The sequence below is a fragment of the Streptomyces sp. NPDC045955 genome (assembly GCF_056430805.1).
On the sequence record NZ_JBWKKY010000001.1, the window covers coordinates 117,354 to 133,207 of the forward strand.

The 15,854-nt window shown below is 71.9% G+C and carries 12 protein-coding genes; 3 read left to right on the top strand and 9 right to left on the bottom strand.

Annotated features, from left to right (window positions below; all coding sequences use genetic code 11):
* Positions 1-244: 244 nt before the first annotated feature.
* The 3 genes from AC07F0_RS00530 to AC07F0_RS00540 all read right to left on the bottom strand — a co-directional run bounded on the left by AC07F0_RS00530 (position 245) and on the right by AC07F0_RS00540 (position 2,630).
* Complete coding sequence (locus tag AC07F0_RS00530; RefSeq protein ID WP_478972341.1) at positions 245-1,213, bottom strand: nucleoside triphosphate pyrophosphohydrolase; 969 nt, start codon at positions 1,211-1,213, stop codon at positions 245-247.
* 97 nt (positions 1,214-1,310) lie between these two features.
* Entirely contained in the window at positions 1,311-1,958 is a 648-nt protein-coding gene (locus AC07F0_RS00535) for a SurA N-terminal domain-containing protein (RefSeq protein ID WP_478972344.1), read from the bottom strand.
* 273 nt (positions 1,959-2,231) lie between these two features.
* The gene (locus AC07F0_RS00540; RefSeq protein WP_478972347.1) at positions 2,232-2,630 is read right to left on the bottom strand and encodes a hypothetical protein; all 399 of its coding nucleotides are present in this window, start codon (positions 2,628-2,630) and stop codon (positions 2,232-2,234) included.
* A 363-nt stretch (positions 2,631-2,993) separates the two neighbouring features.
* Here AC07F0_RS00540 and AC07F0_RS00545 point away from each other — a divergent pair, with 363 nt between their 5' ends.
* A complete protein-coding gene (locus AC07F0_RS00545) occupies positions 2,994-3,281 on the top strand; it encodes a hypothetical protein (protein WP_478972349.1) in 288 nt (95 codons plus the stop codon).
* Between the two features lie 26 nt (positions 3,282-3,307).
* On the opposite strand, the gene AC07F0_RS00550 is transcribed toward AC07F0_RS00545, so the two are convergent.
* The 3 genes from AC07F0_RS00550 to AC07F0_RS00560 are packed head-to-tail and all read right to left on the bottom strand — an operon-like array spanning position 3,308 to position 6,112.
* Positions 3,308-4,051: an N-acetyltransferase gene (locus tag AC07F0_RS00550; protein WP_478972352.1), complete on the bottom strand. Its 744-nt coding sequence runs from the start codon at positions 4,049-4,051 to the stop codon at positions 3,308-3,310.
* A 40-nt stretch (positions 4,052-4,091) separates the two neighbouring features.
* Positions 4,092-5,348 (bottom strand): MFS transporter, encoded by a 1,257-nt coding sequence (locus tag AC07F0_RS00555; RefSeq protein WP_478972355.1) that lies wholly within the window; start codon positions 5,346-5,348, stop codon positions 4,092-4,094.
* Positions 5,336-6,112 (bottom strand): HNH endonuclease family protein, encoded by a 777-nt coding sequence (locus AC07F0_RS00560; protein ID WP_478972358.1) that lies wholly within the window; start codon positions 6,110-6,112, stop codon positions 5,336-5,338. Before AC07F0_RS00560 ends, AC07F0_RS00555 begins: the two co-directional genes overlap by 13 nt.
* Positions 6,113-6,274: 162 nt before the next feature.
* On the opposite strand from AC07F0_RS00560, the gene AC07F0_RS00565 reads away from it, so the two are divergent.
* Positions 6,275-6,466, top strand: coding sequence for an Rv0909 family putative TA system antitoxin (locus tag AC07F0_RS00565; RefSeq protein WP_478972361.1), 192 nt, complete (start codon positions 6,275-6,277; stop codon positions 6,464-6,466).
* Positions 6,467-6,637: 171 nt separating this feature from the next.
* Here AC07F0_RS00565 and mfd read toward each other — a convergent pair whose 3' ends face one another.
* Positions 6,638-10,195 carry a transcription-repair coupling factor gene (gene mfd / locus AC07F0_RS00570; protein WP_478972364.1) on the bottom strand — a complete coding sequence of 1,186 codons (3,558 nt, stop codon included), beginning with the start codon at positions 10,193-10,195 and terminating at the stop codon, positions 6,638-6,640.
* 300 nt (positions 10,196-10,495) lie between these two features.
* Here mfd and AC07F0_RS00575 point away from each other — a divergent pair, with 300 nt between their 5' ends.
* Positions 10,496-11,935: a DUF2079 domain-containing protein gene (locus AC07F0_RS00575; protein ID WP_478972367.1), complete on the top strand. Its 1,440-nt coding sequence runs from the start codon at positions 10,496-10,498 to the stop codon at positions 11,933-11,935.
* Between the two features lie 107 nt (positions 11,936-12,042).
* Here the strand turns inward: AC07F0_RS00575 and AC07F0_RS00580 are convergent, their stop codons facing one another.
* Positions 12,043-14,622, bottom strand: coding sequence for an ABC transporter permease (locus AC07F0_RS00580; RefSeq protein WP_478972370.1), 2,580 nt, complete (start codon positions 14,620-14,622; stop codon positions 12,043-12,045).
* Complete coding sequence (locus AC07F0_RS00585) at positions 14,619-15,407, bottom strand: ABC transporter ATP-binding protein (RefSeq protein WP_356028569.1); 789 nt, start codon at positions 15,405-15,407, stop codon at positions 14,619-14,621. Before AC07F0_RS00585 ends, AC07F0_RS00580 begins: the two co-directional genes overlap by 4 nt.
* Between the last annotated feature and the right edge of the window lie 447 nt (positions 15,408-15,854).

A 15,854-nucleotide genomic window follows, 5' to 3' on the forward strand; every position in this document is an offset into this window, starting at 1 on the left:
TGCGGTCCTCCGCCCTCTGTGCCCTGCCCCCGGGCCCGTCCCAGCCGGCCTCCGCCCCCTGTGCCTCGCCCCGGCCGGTCCCTGCGGTCCTCCGCCCTCTGTGCCCTGCCCCCGGGCCCGTCCCAGCCGGCCTCCGCCCCCTGTGCCTCGCCCCGGCCGGTCCCTGCGGTCCTCCGCCGTCTGTGCCCTGAGCCCGGGCCCGTCCCAGCCGGCCTCCGCCCCCTGTGCCCTGCCCCGGCCGGTCTCAGCCCTGCTCCGCCTCCCTGATCGCGTCCCGGTACGCGCGGGCCGCCGCTCGCAGGGCCGCCTCCGGGTCGACGCCCTCCGCCTCCGCGCGGACCGCCAGGGCCAGCAGGTCGTAGCCGATGCCCTCCACCGGCGGGAGTGGTATGTCCAGGCCGGCTGTGCGCGCCCGGGACGCCAGCTTGGCGGCGAGGGCCAGGCCGGGCTGGCCGAGGGGGATGCCCTCGGTGATCGAGCTGCGCTGCTTCTCGACCGCCTTGGTGCGCAGCCAGTGCGCCTTGACCTCCTCGGGCGTGGTGGCCGTCTCGTCACCGAAGACATGCGGGTGGCGGTGGATCAGCTTGGCGACGATCCCGGCGGCGACGTCGTCGACGGAGAAGGGGCTCTCCAGGTCGTCCTCGGCGATCCGGGCGTGGAAGACGACCTGGAGGAGGACGTCACCGAGCTCCTCGCGCAGTTCGTCGCGGTCGCCCTCCTCGATCGCCTCGACGAGTTCGTACGCCTCCTCGATGCCGTACTTGGCCAGGCCCTTGTGCGTCTGCTGGGACGACCACGGGCACTCGGCGCGGATACGGTCCATGACCTGGACGAGATCGAGCAGGCGGGCGCCCGGCAGGTCGTACGACGCGGGGAGCAGCTCCAGCTCGGGCATGGCGACGCGGCCGCTGCCGGCCAGGCGGGCCAGGCCGTCCGTCAGGGCCGGCTCGCCCTCGCCCGTCGCCACGACGACCAGCGTGCGGCCACCGGCGCAGGCGTCGACCAGCTCCTCGGCCGTCGGGGTCGCCTCGTCGACGGTGATCCCCGCCTCGCGCAGATACGGCAGCTGCGGGTGCGCGCCGTCCGCGCACAGCACCTGGTCGGCCGCGTGCAGCGCCTGCCAGGCGGGCCAGGACAGCAGGCCGGGGGCGACGCGGTGGCTGGTGGTGAGCAGGACGATGCGGCCGGGGGCTTCGGGGCTGTTGGCGTTCACGATTCGAAGCTATCCCACGCCGCCGACAAGCCCGGAAGTCATCCACAGGCCCCGGGTGCCTGGGTGCCTGGGTGCCGGGGGGTCCTGCGGCGGTGCCCTACATGTTCTGCTGCGCCTGCGCCGCCGACACGTCCCGCACCCACGGCGTCTTCGCGTCGGCTCGGCTGCTCTTCTGGACGTCCCAGGTGCCGTAGCGCGGGTTGAGGTCGACGTTCAGGTCCTTGGAGGCCTCGGACAGGGCCTTCCAGAACTCGGGGCGGTTGGTGTCGGTGCCGAGCTGCTGAGCGAGCTTCTGGGCCTCCAGCTGGAGGCGGAGGTTCTCCTCCAGGCGCTGCGGCGGGATGCCGTACTGCTGGAGCCAGGTGGTCTCCAGCGCCTTGGCGCCGCCCGCCTGCTCCTCCAGGCCGGACCGCATCTCCTGGATCTCCCTGCGAGTGACGGTCACACCGGCGTCCTGGGCGGCGCGGTGCAGCACCCGGTCGAGGACCATGGTGTGCAGGGTGTCGCGGGCGAGCGTGCCGGTGCCGGCGATGGCCTGCTGGTACTGGGCATCGTCCCGCACGGCCGCCCGCTGGGCCGCGCGTACCTCGCCGACCCGGTCCTCCAGCTGAGAGACGGTGATCCGCTGGCCGCCCACCACGGCCGCCGCGCCGGGATGCGCGTCGTTGCCGCATGCGGTGAGAAGGGGCGCCGCGGCGGCGATCGCGGCGGTGAGGACGAGCGCGGTGCGACGGCGGCGGTGCAAGGAGACCTCCCGAGGAGATTGTGCGACGGTGCACAAGGTCTTGCGGTGATCGATGGTAGGCAGTGGCCAAGCTCTGGCCAACCCATTCGACCAACGATTCACCGGGACTTCCGGCACCGCCGCGCGGTCCAGGCCGGGAGGGGAGCCGCGTCCGGGGGGGGTCGGCGGGGTCCCCTCCCGGGGTCTCGGGCTTCCGGATCTCCGGGCTCCGGGGCTCCGGGCCTCCGTTCCGGTCCGGTCAGGTCCGGTCCGGTCAGGTCAGGTCAGGTCAGGTCAGGGCTCCCTGCGCTCCTGGACCCGGATCGCCGCCGCCAGCAGCCCGGCGGCGAGGAGTGTGACGTAGAGACCCGCCGCGTAGGGGCCGCCGGGGAACGGCGTCCCGCCGGGCTGGCCCCGGAGGTCGCTGAGCGCGATGAAGGGCAGCCAGGCACCGATGTCGACGCTGAGCAGCCATTCGCCCGCGGCGCCCAGCGCGGGCTCGGCCACCAGGGACCACACCAGCACGACCGCCACGGTCGCGCCCCCGCTCTTGAGCAGCAGCCCGACCGCGAGTCCGATCACTGCGGTGATCGCGAACGCCACGGACACCGTGAGGAGCTGGCGCCAGCCCGAGTCCGGAGTGCGGGGTGAGCCGCGCGGCGGGCTCCGCCAGCGCCGCCACGGCGAGGCCACCGGCCATGCGGACCGCGCCGGCGAGCGCGGCTGCCCCGGCGACGACCGCCGCCTTGCCCGTCAGCAGCCGCTGCCAGGACGGCACGGCCAGACGGGAGGCCCCGATCGTGCCCGTGCGGAACTCCATGGTGGCCGAACGGGCGGAGAAGACCATGATGAGCAGCTGGGCGAAGGCCGGTCCCGTCAGGACGTCGGCGATGCCCGGCTCCTGTCCCTCCGCCGTCTCCCGCACCCCGAAGCCGCTCAGCGCGAGCGACACCGCGGCGGTGATGCCGAGGAACCACCACGTCGAGGTCAGCGACGGCAATTTGTCGACTTCCGTCCGCAGTACGGCCGTGCTCATGCCCGGCTCCCTTCCACCGGTTGCTGCACGGATCCCCGGTACTCGACCGCATCGGCCGTGAGCTTCAAGTAGGCGTCCTCGACCGTGCGGCGGCGCGGCGCCAGTTCGAACAGGGCCAGTCCGGCCCGGGCCGCCGCCCTGCCGATGTCCTCGCTGCTCATCCCGGAGACGAGCAGCACCTCGGCGCGGTCGGCAGCAGGGCCGCCGAGCTGTTCCGGGACCTACGGCGACGGCTGCGCAGGGAGCTGGGCGTCGAGCCCGCTCACGAACTCGCGGAGGTGGCGGGCCAACTGGCCTACGGGGCGTAGGGGAGCTCCGGGACGGGCCCGCCCGGTCACAGGGGATGCCGCATCCACACGTTGGGCTCGACGTACACCGCGTAGCCGCGCTCCGGTTCGCAGCGCACCGGCACCAGGGCGCCGGGCACCTCGATGTCGCCCCGGGTGTCGAAGGGCAGCCCCGTCCAGCGGCGCCAGTCCGCCAGTGGGGCGGCCACCGTCATGGACGCCGGTGCCACGGAGTCGATGGTGGCACCGGCCCGGGCGTGGACCCGCAGCCACGGGTCCTGGGGCAGGCCGTCGGGGCGGCCCCGGTGGGCGTACTCCTCGATGGGCGTGTGCGGTTCCAGGTGCTTGGCGTTGGGGCGGACCGGGGCGACGACCTCCCGGAAGCCGTGCGCCCGGGCGTTGTCGCGCATGGCGGAGAGCATCAGCGCGGACAGGCCGCGACCCTGGGCGTGCGGGGCGACGGAGATCGAGATCGCGCTGACGGTGTCGGGGCGGACGCCGCGGCGCAGGTCGGAGAACGCCCACACGAGGACCGTGTCCCAGCCGTTCCCGGGCAGTCGGCCACGGCCTTCGGCCTGGAGGGCGAAGGGCACGCTGAAGCCGTTCGCGACGACCTCGCCCTGCTCGTCCTCGGCGAACAGGACGTACTCCGGGAGTTCGGCGGCGATCCGCGGGAAGTGCGCGGCACCGACGAGGTCCTGGATCGTGAACTCCGGCCAGCTGTCCGCCATCCCGACGACCCGCTCCCGCATGTCCGGGCGGTCGGCGAGGCACGATACCTTCGGTTGCATGCGGCCACGGTAGGCGTGAAGGGACACGGCCGGAACCGGATTACCGCGTGGGGACACGGTCCGCCACCTGCGAAGACCTGGCCTGCCGCGCGGCGATGACCATGACGATGGTGGCCAGCAGGGCGATGCCGGCACCGACGTGGAGCGGTGAGGTGTAGCCCAGGCCCGCGGTGATGGCCAGGCCTCCGAGCCAGGCGCCGAGGGCGTTGCCGACGTTGGACGCGGACACGTTGGCGCTGGCGGCCAGTGCCGCCCCGTGCGCGTAATCGGTGACACGCGTGATCATCCCGGGCACACTGGCGAACCCCGTCACCCCCATCAGGAACACCAGGACGACCGAGGCGGTCGCGCTGCCGGCGAATAGCCCGAACAGGGCCAGCGTGACGGTGAGTCCGAACAGAGCGAGGACCAGGGCACGGTCACGGTCGCGGTCGGCCGCGCGCCCGCCGACCATGTTCCCGACGACCAGTCCGACGCCGTAGACCATCAGCAGCCAGGCGACGTCCGCCGGGGCGAAGCCGCTGACCTCGGTGAAGGTGTAGGCGATGTAGCTGAAGGCACCGAACATCCCGCCGTAGCCGAGCGCGGTGGCCGTCAGCGTCAGCCAGACCTGCCAGGAGCGGAAGGCCCGCACCTGCGCCCGCAGGCCGCCGGGCGGCACCGGTCCTCCATCTGCCGTCCCCGTGGACGGAGGTGTCCGGCCCGCCCCCGCGGGCACCAGCGCGGCGATCCCCGCCAGGGCGAGGACGCCGATCGCGGTGACCGCCCAGAACGCCGCCCGCCAGCCCCAGCGCTCACCGACCAGCGCGCCGAACGGCACGCCCAGCACGTTCGCGACCGTCAGCCCGGCGAACATGACCGCCACGGCCTGGGACTTCTTCTCCGGCGCGACCAGGCTGCGCGCGACCAGCGAGCCGATGCCGAAGAACGAACCGTGGCACAACGCCGCGACGATCCGCCCGAGCAGCATCACCGGGTAGTTCGGCGCGACGGCGGACAGCAGGTTGCCGAGGACGAACAGCGCCACCAGGCCGACCAGGACCTGTTTGCGGGGCAGCCGTGCCGTCGCCGCGGTCAGCGCGATCGCTCCCACCGCGACACTCAGCGCGTATCCGGAGATCAGCCGGCCCGCGGCCGCCTCGGACACCGCGAAGCTCGACGCCACCTGCGGCAGCAGCCCGGCGATGAGGAACTCGGTGAGACCGATGCCGAACCCGCCGACGGCCAGCGCGACGAGGCCGCCCGGCGTCCGGCGCACTCCGCCCGGGCTCAGGTCGTCCGGTGTCAACCGCCGCACTGCCTCAGCATCATCCGCTTGTCCGCCGCCGTGACGGGAAGCTCGTACTTCAGCGACACCTGGGCGAAGCGCACCGCGTAGGCGCAGCGGATCCGCTTGTTCGGGGGCAGCCAGGACGCCGGACCGGAGTCGCCCTTGGAGCCGTTGGTCGGCCCGTCCACCGGGACGAGGTTGAGCGGGTCGTTCGCGATGGCCTCACGCTTGTCCTTCGTCCAGCGCGAGGCGCCCATCTGCCAGTCGTAGGACAGCGGCATGACGTGGTCGATCTGGACCTTCGTCGCACGGGACTTGGTCCACTCGATGACCTTCCCGGTGTACGGGTCGTGCAGCGTCAGTGCCATGACGACGCAGTCCGAGCCCGAGCGGAAGCGGAGGTCCTCGCCGTCGCGTTTGAGGAGGTCGTTGCGCGAGTCGCACCCGTTGCGGGCGAAGGGGACGTCGGCCGGTGCCGAGTCCATCCAGGCGTAGCCGAACTTGTCCCGTTCGTAGCCCGTCCTGGGCCCCCGCCCCTTCGTCTCCACCTTCTCGATGACGGCACGGGCCCGCGCCCTGTCCTGGGTGGAGGTGATCGCCGCCAGGCCCGGCTTCGTGCCGTCCGGGTTGTCCAGCGGGCTCACGGCCCGTCCGTCACCGGCCGCCGGGACGCCGGAACCCGAGGGTCCACCGCCGTCCGAGGGCGGGGTCAGGCCTTCACAGCCGGCCAGCGCCGGACCGGCGAACATCATCGCGACGGCCAGTGCCGCCCCGCGCCTCAGACGCCTCACCGTGCGCCCCTCCCTGCTTGCCTGTTCCGCCTCCGCACGGGCGGCGTGTGCCTGATACCACCGTAGCGAGGAAGAGGTCCAGACCACATCGGCCCTAAACGGGCATTCCTCGTATGCCGCGCGTATCGTCGGTTCTGAGCCATCTCCGGAGGGAGTTTCTGGATGGGCATCTTCGACAAGTTCAAGAGCCAGGCGCGGAGCAAGGGCAAGCATCGCTCCGACTCCGCGGAACAGAAGATGAACGAGAGGACCGGCGGCACGTACGAGGACCAGGTCGACGCCGGGCAGCAGCGGGTCGAGGGACAGCTCGGCATGGACCGCGACCGCGACCGCGAAGGGCCCGACCAGCAGTAAGGCCTCCACCCTCAGAGGCCGTCCGCGGAGAGACAGCTCCTGCGGGCGGCTTCGCTCGGCCGGTGACACTCCGTCCGGCCCGGGCCGGCGGCGGCCCTGCGCGAGGCCACCGGCGCACGTGTACGACCGGTGGCCTGACAGGACGTCGGCGTCAGGAGCCCAGCACCGACGTCAGGAGCCCAGCACCGACGTCAGGAACTCCCCGACCCACGCCAGCAGATCGCGCCCGACCAGTGGCTTGCCGCCGACCTTCGCGGTCTTCGGGCGCGGCACCAGCACCTGGTGCACGGCCGGCTTGATGACGACGCCGGGGTACAGCCGCTTGACCCGCAGCTCCTGCGACTCGCGCAACTCCACGGGCGCGAACCGGATGTTGGTGCCCTGGAGCACGATCTCGCCGACGCCGCACGCCCGCGCGAGCATCCGCAGACCGGCCACGAGCAGCAGGTTCTCCACCGGCTCGGGCAACTTGCCGTAGCGGTCGACGAGTTCCTCGCGTACGGCCTTGATGTCCTCCTCCGTGTTGGCGGAGGCGATGGCGCGGTACGCCTGGAGCCGGAGCCGCTCGCCGGGCGCGTAGTCGTGCGGGACGTGCGCGTCGACGGGCAGCTCGATCTTGACCTCGAGCGGCGGCTCCTCCTCGATCTCTCCGGTCTCCAGCTGGCGGCGGTAGTCGGCGACGGCCTCGCCGACCATCCGGACGTACAGGTCGAAGCCGACGCCCGCGATGTGACCGGACTGCTCGCCGCCGAGCAGGTTGCCCGCGCCGCGGATCTCCAGGTCCTTCATCGCCACGTACATGCCGGCGCCCATCTCCGTGTGCTGGGCGATGGTCGCGAGCCGCTCGTGCGCGGTCTCGGTGAGCGGCTTCTCCGGCGGGTAGAGGAAGTACGCGTACCCGCGCTCGCGGCCCCGGCCCACCCGGCCGCGCAGCTGGTGCAGCTGGGACAGGCCGAAGGTGTCGCCGCGCTCCACGATGAGGGTGTTGGCGTTGGAGATGTCGATGCCGGACTCCACGATGGTCGTGGACACCAGCACGTCGAACTTCTTCTCCCAGAAGTCGACGACGACCTGTTCCAGCGCCTGCTCGGACATCTGGCCGTGGGCGGTGGCGATGCGCGCCTCGGGGACGATCTCGCGCAGCCGGGCGGCGGCCCGGTCGATGGACTCGACGCGGTTGTGGATGTAGAAGACCTGGCCCTCGCGCAGCAGCTCGCGGCGGATGGCGGCGCCGATCTGCTTCTCCTCGTAAGGGCCGACGAAGGTCAGCACCGGGTGCCGTTCCTCCGGAGGCGTCGTGATCGTGGACATCTCGCGGATGCCGGTGACCGCCATCTCCAGCGTCCGGGGGATCGGGGTGGCGGACATGGTCAGCACGTCGACGTTGGCGCGGAGCTTCTTCAGCTGCTCCTTGTGCTCGACGCCGAAGCGCTGCTCCTCGTCGACGATGACCAGGCCCAGGTCCTTGAACTTGGTCTCCGACGAGAACAGGCGGTGGGTGCCGATGACGATGTCCACCGAGCCCTCACGCAGGCCTTCCAGGACCGCCTTGGCCTCCGTGTCGGTCTGGAAGCGGGACAGCGCCTTCACGTTCACCGGGAACTGCGCGTACCGCTCGCTGAACGTCCCGAAGTGCTGCTGCACCAGCAGGGTCGTGGGCACCAGGACGGCGACCTGCTTGCCGTCCTGGACGGCCTTGAAGGCGGCCCGGACCGCGATCTCGGTCTTGCCGTAGCCGACGTCGCCGCAGACCAGGCGGTCCATGGGGACGGACTTCTCCATGTCCTCCTTGACCTCGGCGATGGTGGTGAGCTGGTCGGGCGTCTCCGCGTAGGGGAAGGCGTCCTCCAGCTCGCGCTGCCAGGGGGTGTCCGTGCCGAAGGCGTGGCCGGGGGCCGCCATGCGGGCGCTGTAGAGCTTGATCAGGTCGGCCGCGATCTCCTTGACGGCCTTCTTCGCGCGGGCCTTCGTCTTCGTCCAGTCGGCGCCGCCGAGGCGGTGCAGGGTGGGGGCCTCGCCGCCGACGTACTTGGTGATCTGCTCCAGCTGGTCGGTGGGGATGTACAGGCGGTCGCCGGGCTGGCCGCGCTTGGCGGGCGCGTACTCGACGACCAGGTACTCGCGGGTCGCGCCCTGCACGGTGCGCTGCACCATCTCGATGTAGCGGCCGACGCCGTGCTGCTCGTGGACGATGTAGTCGCCCGGCTCCAGGGTGAGTGGGTCGATGGTCTTGCGGCGGCGGGCCGGCATCCGGGCGCCGTCGCGGCCGGCCGCCTTCTGGCCCGTCAGGTCCGTCTCGGTCAGGACGGCGAGTCCGAGGGCCGGGTCGACGAAGCCGTGCTCGATCGAGCCGCACGCCACGTGCACGACCGACGGGGAGAGGTCGGCGAGGTCGGTGTCGAGGCGGGCCGCGATGCCCTCGCCGCCCAGCACCTCGACCGTACGGGCCGCCGGGCCGTGCGCCTCGGTGACGAACACCGCGCGCCAGCCGTCGGCGAGCCAGCCCTTGGTGTCGGCGAGGGCCTTGGCGGTGTCGCCGCGGTAGGTCTCCGGGGCGTGCATGCCGAGCTTGAGCGTGTCCCCCGCCGCGTCAGCGGCATATGTCTCCGTGAGCTCCTCGTCGGCGGCGAACGGCGACACCGACCACCACATCATGTCCAGCTCGCGGGCCCGGTCCCGGACGTCGGCGATGGACCACAGGGAGGCCGCGCCGACGTCGATGGGCGCCTCGCCGCCGCCGGCGGTGGCCGCCCAGGAGGCCTGGAGGAACTCCTGGGAGGTGGCCACCAGGTCCGACGCGCGCGTGCGGACCCGCTCCGGATCGCACACGACGGCCATGGCGCCCTTGGGCAGCACGTCGAGCAGCAGCTCCATGTCGTCGACCAGGACCGGCGCGAGGGACTCCATGCCCTCCACCGCGATCCCCTCGGCGATCTTGCCGAGCAGTTCACCGAGCTCGGGGTGCTCCTCGGCCAGGGCACGCGCCCGCGCGCGGACATCCTCGGTGAGCAGCAGCTCGCGGCACGGCGGCGCCCACAGGCCGTGCTCGGCGACTTCCAGGGAGCGCTGGTCGGCGACCTTGAAGTAGCGGATCTCCTCGACGTCGTCGCCCCAGAACTCGACGCGCAGGGGGTGTTCCTCGGTGGGCGGGAACACGTCGAGGATGCCGCCGCGCACGGCGAACTCGCCGCGCTTCTCCACGAGCTCCACGCGCGCGTACGCGGCGGCCGCGAGGGCGTCGACGATCTCGTTCAGATCGGCGGTCTGTCCCGTCCTCAGGGCGACCGGCTCCAGGTCGCCCAGGCCCTTGACCTGCGGCTGAAGCACGGACCGCACGGGCGCCACGACGACGGAGACCGGGCCGGTCTCGGGGTCGTCGGGGCGGGGGTGGGCCAGGCGGCGCAGCACGGCCAGGCGGCGGCCGACGGTGTCGCTGCGGGGGCTGAGCCGCTCGTGCGGGAGCGTCTCCCAGGAGGGGTACTCCACGATGCCCTCCGGCGGGAGGAGGGAGCGCAGGGCCGCGGCCAGGTCCTCCGCCTCACGGCCCGTCGCCGTCACCGCCAGCACCGGGCGGCCGGTGTCGCGGGCCAGGGCGGCGACCGCGAAGGGGCGGGCCGCAGGGGGGCCGACCAGGTCGACATGCATGCGGTTGCCGTCTGCGGCCGCGTTGATCGCTTCCGCGAGGGCGGCGTCCTTGGTTACGGCGTCGAGCAGACCGTGCAGGCTCATTCGGGGATTTTTCCGTCCAGGGCTGGGCAACACGACGGGCCCGACGCGCGCTGCGGGCCGGGGGTCTCCAGCGTACGACGACGCGCGTCCGCGCGGCGGGGCTGTGGGCAACGCCTGTTCCGGTCGAGCCCGCGCGGCCGGTCCTGGCCGAGCAGGTGCGGCCGGTCACGGCCGGGCAAGTGCGGCCGGTCAAGTGGGAATCAGCCGCCCAACCTTCACACCATCGCCCCCACCCGTTGATTTCGCCACGGCATGATCGGTCCGTCCCCCGAGCGGCCCCCACCACCCGTAAGGCACGGCATGCCTGCGCCCACCCTCCAGGCCTCGGAGCCCCAGCCCCACATACCGGCGCCGGTCGGCCTGCCCCGCGACGATCCGCCCCCGGGCCGCGGGCGGTGGGACCCCTGGATCCTCGGCGCCGCCCTGTGCGCCGCCTACGCGGCCGTCTCCGTCGGCCGCTACCAGCACATGACGACCCTCTCCTGGGACCTCGGCATCTTCGAGCAGGTCGTGCGGGCGTACGCACATCTGCGGGCGCCGGTGGCCGACCTCAAGGGGCCGGGCTTCGACATCCTGGGTGACCACTTCAGCCCGGTGACGGCCCTGCTCGCGCCGGTGTACCGGCTGTTTCCCTCGCCGGTCACGCTGCTGGTCGCGCAGGCCGCGCTCTTCGCCCTGTCCGCGGTACCCGTCACCCGCGCCGCCGCCGGGCTCCTCGGTCGGCGCCGCGGTCTGACGCTCGGCCTCGCCTACGGACTGTCCTGGGGCGTCCAGCGCGCCGTCGACTTCGACTTCCACGAGATCTGCTTCGCCGTCCCGCTGATCGCCTTCTCCCTGGAGGCCCTGCTCACGGAGCGCCGGCGCGCGGCCCTGCACTGGGCGCTTCCCCTGGTGCTGGTGAAGGAGGACCTGGGGCTGACGCTGGCGGCGATCGCGCTCGTCGTCGCGTGGCGGGCGCGCGACTCGTCGCCCCGGACGGTTCCGTACGCCCTCGCCGCCGCGGTGTTCGGCGTGGCGGCGACGCTGCTCGTCCTCACGGTGGTCATCCCGTCGTTCAACACCTCCGGGACCTACGACTACTGGACCAAGGTCAGCGAGTCGGGCAGCCCCGTCGACGGCCTCGGCACCAAGCTGCGCACCCTCGCCTGGCTCCTGGTCCCCACCAGCGGACTGCTCGCCCTGCGTTCCCCGCTGCTGCTGGTGGCCCTGCCGACGCTCGGCTGGCGCTTCCTGTCCGGGGACGAGCACTACTGGGGCACCGACTGGCACTACAGCGCGGTCCTGATGCCGGTCGTCTTCCTCGCCCTGGCCGACGCCCTCACGACGGCGCGCACGAGCCCGCGTCCGTGGCTGAGCTCGTACGCCGCCCAGCTGCCGGCCGCCGTCGCCGCGGCGGCCCTGGCGCTGACCACCTCGCTGCCGCTGGCGCAGCTCACGGAGGCCGGGGTCTACCGGGAGCCCGCCGCGGTGTCCGGCGTCGAAGGGCTCCTGGCGCGGATCCCCGACGGCGCCACCGTCGAGGCCAACGTCGGCCCGATCAGCCGCCTGACCGCTCGCTGCCGCGTCCTCTGGCTCGGCGGCACCCAGGGCATCACCCCCGAGTACATCGCCCTGGAGAACGTCGACGGCAGGTACCGCGACCCCGTGGGCTACGCCCGGCGGCTGCACCCCGGCGCCGAGTACGCCGTCGCGGGCAAGGCCAACGGATACGTGGTCCTGGAGCGGCGGACGGCGGGCTGACACCGGGTGCTCCCCCACCCTGTCGAGCACAGGGGCCCGCCCCGGAGGCGGAAACCTCCGGGGCGGGCCCGTCCTCCGCAACCCCCGTGTGCGGTGGTCTTGGCCGGCTACTCGGTCGCGATCGCGTTCAGGACGTTCATCCGGCCCGCCCGGAACGCCGGGACGAGCGCCGCGAACAGTCCCACGAACGCCGAGCTGACGAAGACGCCGATGATCGTCGGCCAGGGGATCTCCAGGACTCCCAGGCCCTCCAGGGCGAGGAGCTGCTGTGCGGTGGCGCCCCAGCCCATGCCCAGTCCGAGGCCCAGGAGGGCACCGAAGAGGGCGATGACGACCGACTCCATGCGGATCATGCGGCGCAGCTGGCGGCGGGAGAGGCCGATCGCCCGCATCAGGCCGATCTCCCTGGTGCGCTCCACCACCGACAGGGCCAGGGTGTTCACGACGCCCAGGATGGCGACGATGATCGCCAGGGCCAGCAGGCCGTAGATCATGTTGAGCAGCTGGCCGATCTGGTCCTTCAGCGCTTCTTTGTAGTCGGTCTGGTCGCGCACGGTGTACTGCGGGTAGTCGTGCAGGGCCGACTTCAGGGACTTGTAGGCGGCGTCCTGCTGCCCGTCCTTGGCGGTGGCGAAGAGCAGCGAGTCCAGCGGCATCTTGTCGGCGGGGACGTACTTGGCCAGCGTCGAGATGGATGTGTACATCGCGCCCGCGTCGATCACGACGTCACTGCTGGTGATCGCCCGGACCGTCAGGTCGGCCGTGGAGCCGTCCTTGAAGGCGACCTTGATCTTGGACCCGAGGCTGATGCCGTGGTCCTTGGCGAACTTCTCGTGCACGGACATCGAGTCGGGCTTGTAGGCGTCGGGCAGCTCGCCGGCGACCGTCTCGGTGCGCAGGTCGGTCGCGTACGACGGGTCGGCCGCCGTGATCGCCGTGTTCTTGAGCGTCTTGCCGTCGGGGGTGGTGAAGTCGGCCTTGGTCCACTTGTACTCGGTGACCCGCTCCACGTCCGAGGCCGACTTCGCGGCCTTGACGGCCTGCGGGGTGATCAGCTGGCCGCTGTCGGACTGGATGATGAAGTCCGTGCCGACGGTCTTGTCGAGCTGGTCGGTGGCGGACGCCACCATGGAGGAGCCGACCACGGACAGGCACGCCACCAGGGCGAGGCCGATCATCAGCGCGGCGCCCGTCGCGCCGGTGCGGCGCGGGTTGCGCAGGGCGTTGCGCTCGGCCATGCGGCCGACAGGGCCGAACATCCGCAGCAGGACGGCGCCCAGGACGCGGACCACACCGCCGGCGAGCAGCGGGCCGATGACGACGAAGCCGATCAGCGACAGCACCACGCCGAGGCCGAGCCACAGTGAGCCCTCGGTGGCCTTGTCAGCCTCGGCCGTCAGGTACAGGGCGACACCTCCGGCGCCGGTGAGGACCGTGCCGATCACACCGCGGATCCAGCCGGCCCGGGCGTCCGCGGGGGCTCCCGCGTCGCGCAGTGCGGCCATCGGGGAGATCTTGCCGGCCCGCCGGGCGGGCAGGTAGGCGGCCAGGACGGTGACGACGACCCCGAGGACGAGGCCGACCACCGGGGTCGTCCAGGCCACCGTCAGGTCGTCGGTGGACAGCTCCATGCCCATCTGGCCCATGAGCTTCATCAGGCCGACCGCGAGGCCGACCCCCGCGCCCACGCCCAGCACCGATCCGACGACGCCGAGCAGCAGCGCCTCGGCCAGCACGGAGCGGTTGACCTGCTTGCGGGAGGAGCCGATCGCCCGCATCAGACCGATCTCGCGGGTGCGCTGGGCGACCAGCATGGAGAAGGTGTTGATGATCAGGAAGATGCCGACGAGGAAGGCGATCCCGGCGAAGCCGAGCATCGCGTACTTCATGACGTTCATGAAGCCCTCGACGTCCTTCTGGTTGGCGTCGGCGGTCTCCTTGGCGGTCTGCACCTGGAAGCCGGCGCCCAGTTCGGCCGAGACGTTCTTCTTCAGCTGCGCGTCGCTGACGCCGGAGGCCGCGGTGACGTTGACGTTGGTGTAGACGCCGCTCTCGCCGACCAGGGCCTGCTGGGCGGTCTTGGTGTCGAGGTAGAAGATCGCCGCGCCGGGGTTGGTGACGGTGAAGTCGGCGATGCCGGAGATCTTCGCGGTGTGCGTGCCGACGGCGCTGATCACGCCGATCTCTTCGCCGAGCTTCAGGTCGTGCTTGTCGGCGGTGTCGGCGTCGACCATGATCTGGTCGGCGCTCCTGGGGGCCGCACCCGAGGTGATCTTCATGGTGCGGGCTTCGTTGCTGTTCCAGCCGCCGACGATCGTCGGGGCGCCGCTGGAGGGCGACAGGTTGTCCTTGTCGGCGTCCACGACGGTCACGGAGGTGGAGAACACCGCGCCCTCGGCGGACTTCACACCCTGCGCCTTGCGGACCTCGCCGAGCACGGAGGCCGGCATGACCGGCGGCTTGCCGTTGTCGGCGGTGGTCTCACCGGTGTCGGAGGCACCCTTGGCGCTCACCGTCACGTCGGAGGACGTGGCCGCGAAGAGCTTGTCGAAGGTCGTGGACATGGTGTCCGTGAAGACGAGCGTGCCGCAGACGAAGGCCACCGACAGCAGGACGGCGATCGCGGAGAGCGCCATCCGCCCCTTGTGCGCGAGGAAGTTGCGCATCGAGGTCTTCATGACGGTCATGACGTGCGCCCCCGGGCGTCGAAGTCCTTCATGCGGTCGAGGACGGCCTCCGCGGTCGGCTTGAACATCTCATCGACGATGCGGCCGTCGGCGAGGTACAGCACGCGGTCCGCGTAGCTGGCGGCGACCGGGTCGTGGGTGACCATCACGATGGTCTGGCCCAGCTCGTCCACGGACCGGCGCAGGAAGCCGAGGACCTCGGCGCCGGCGCGCGAGTCGAGGTTTCCGGTCGGCTCGTCCCCGAAGATGATCTCGGGCCGGGCCGCCAGCGCCCGCGCCACGGCGACGCGTTGCTGCTGGCCGCCGGAGAGCTGGGTGGGCCGGTGCTTGAGCCGGTCTGCGAGCCCGACGGTCTCCACGACCCGCGCCAGCCACTGCTTGTCCGGCTTGCGGCCCGCGATGTCCATGGGCAGCGTGATGTTCTCTATGGCGTTGAGCGTCGGCAGCAGGTTGAACGCCTGGAAGATGAACCCGATCCGGTCCCGGCGCAGCTGCGTGAGCTTCTTGTCCTTCAGGCCGGTGATCTCGGTCTCGTCGAGGTAGATCTGGCCGCCGGTGACGGTGTCGAGCCCGGCGAGGCAGTGCATGAGCGTGGACTTGCCGGACCCCGAGGGGCCCATGATCGCGGTGAACTGGCCGCGTGCGATGTCCACGTCGACGTGGTCGAGGGCGACGACGCGGGTCTCACCGGTCCCGTACGCCTTCACGACCTGCCGCGCCCGCGCGGCAACGGCCGTACGCCCTCCAGTACCCCCGTGCCTGGGAATGGTCACAGCCGAAGTCACGGTATGTCTCCTATATCGGTCAGCAGATGGTGAAGGCGGTCGCCTGGTCGGCAGCCGCTGGTACGCGATGCGGGCGAGGGATCCGTCCGACGCGTTTCAGTCTCGCGGTGGGGAGGGGCCCCACGCCCTGGTGCTCAGCGCAGTCTTTTCCTGTGGAAAACCCCACCCCCGCCGGTGTGCAGAGCCGCCCCCCGACGGCGTAAAGCCAGGTTAAGGACCGGCCCCCGCGCGTCTCGTCCTCCGCCGGTACGAACCCTCCCCAGGTCGTAGTACGGAGGTACCCCTAGGGGCAGTCCACCGAAGGGTGGAGACCGTCTCAGGGTTCGCTCCACCCGCCGGCTCACTCAGGCTCCACCCTCCCGCAGCTTGAATCAGACAAGGGTCGCGCGAAGCGCGTCTTTGAGGGGTGGAGGTCGGGTGCCGGGCGGGCCAAGTGCGAAGCTGTCG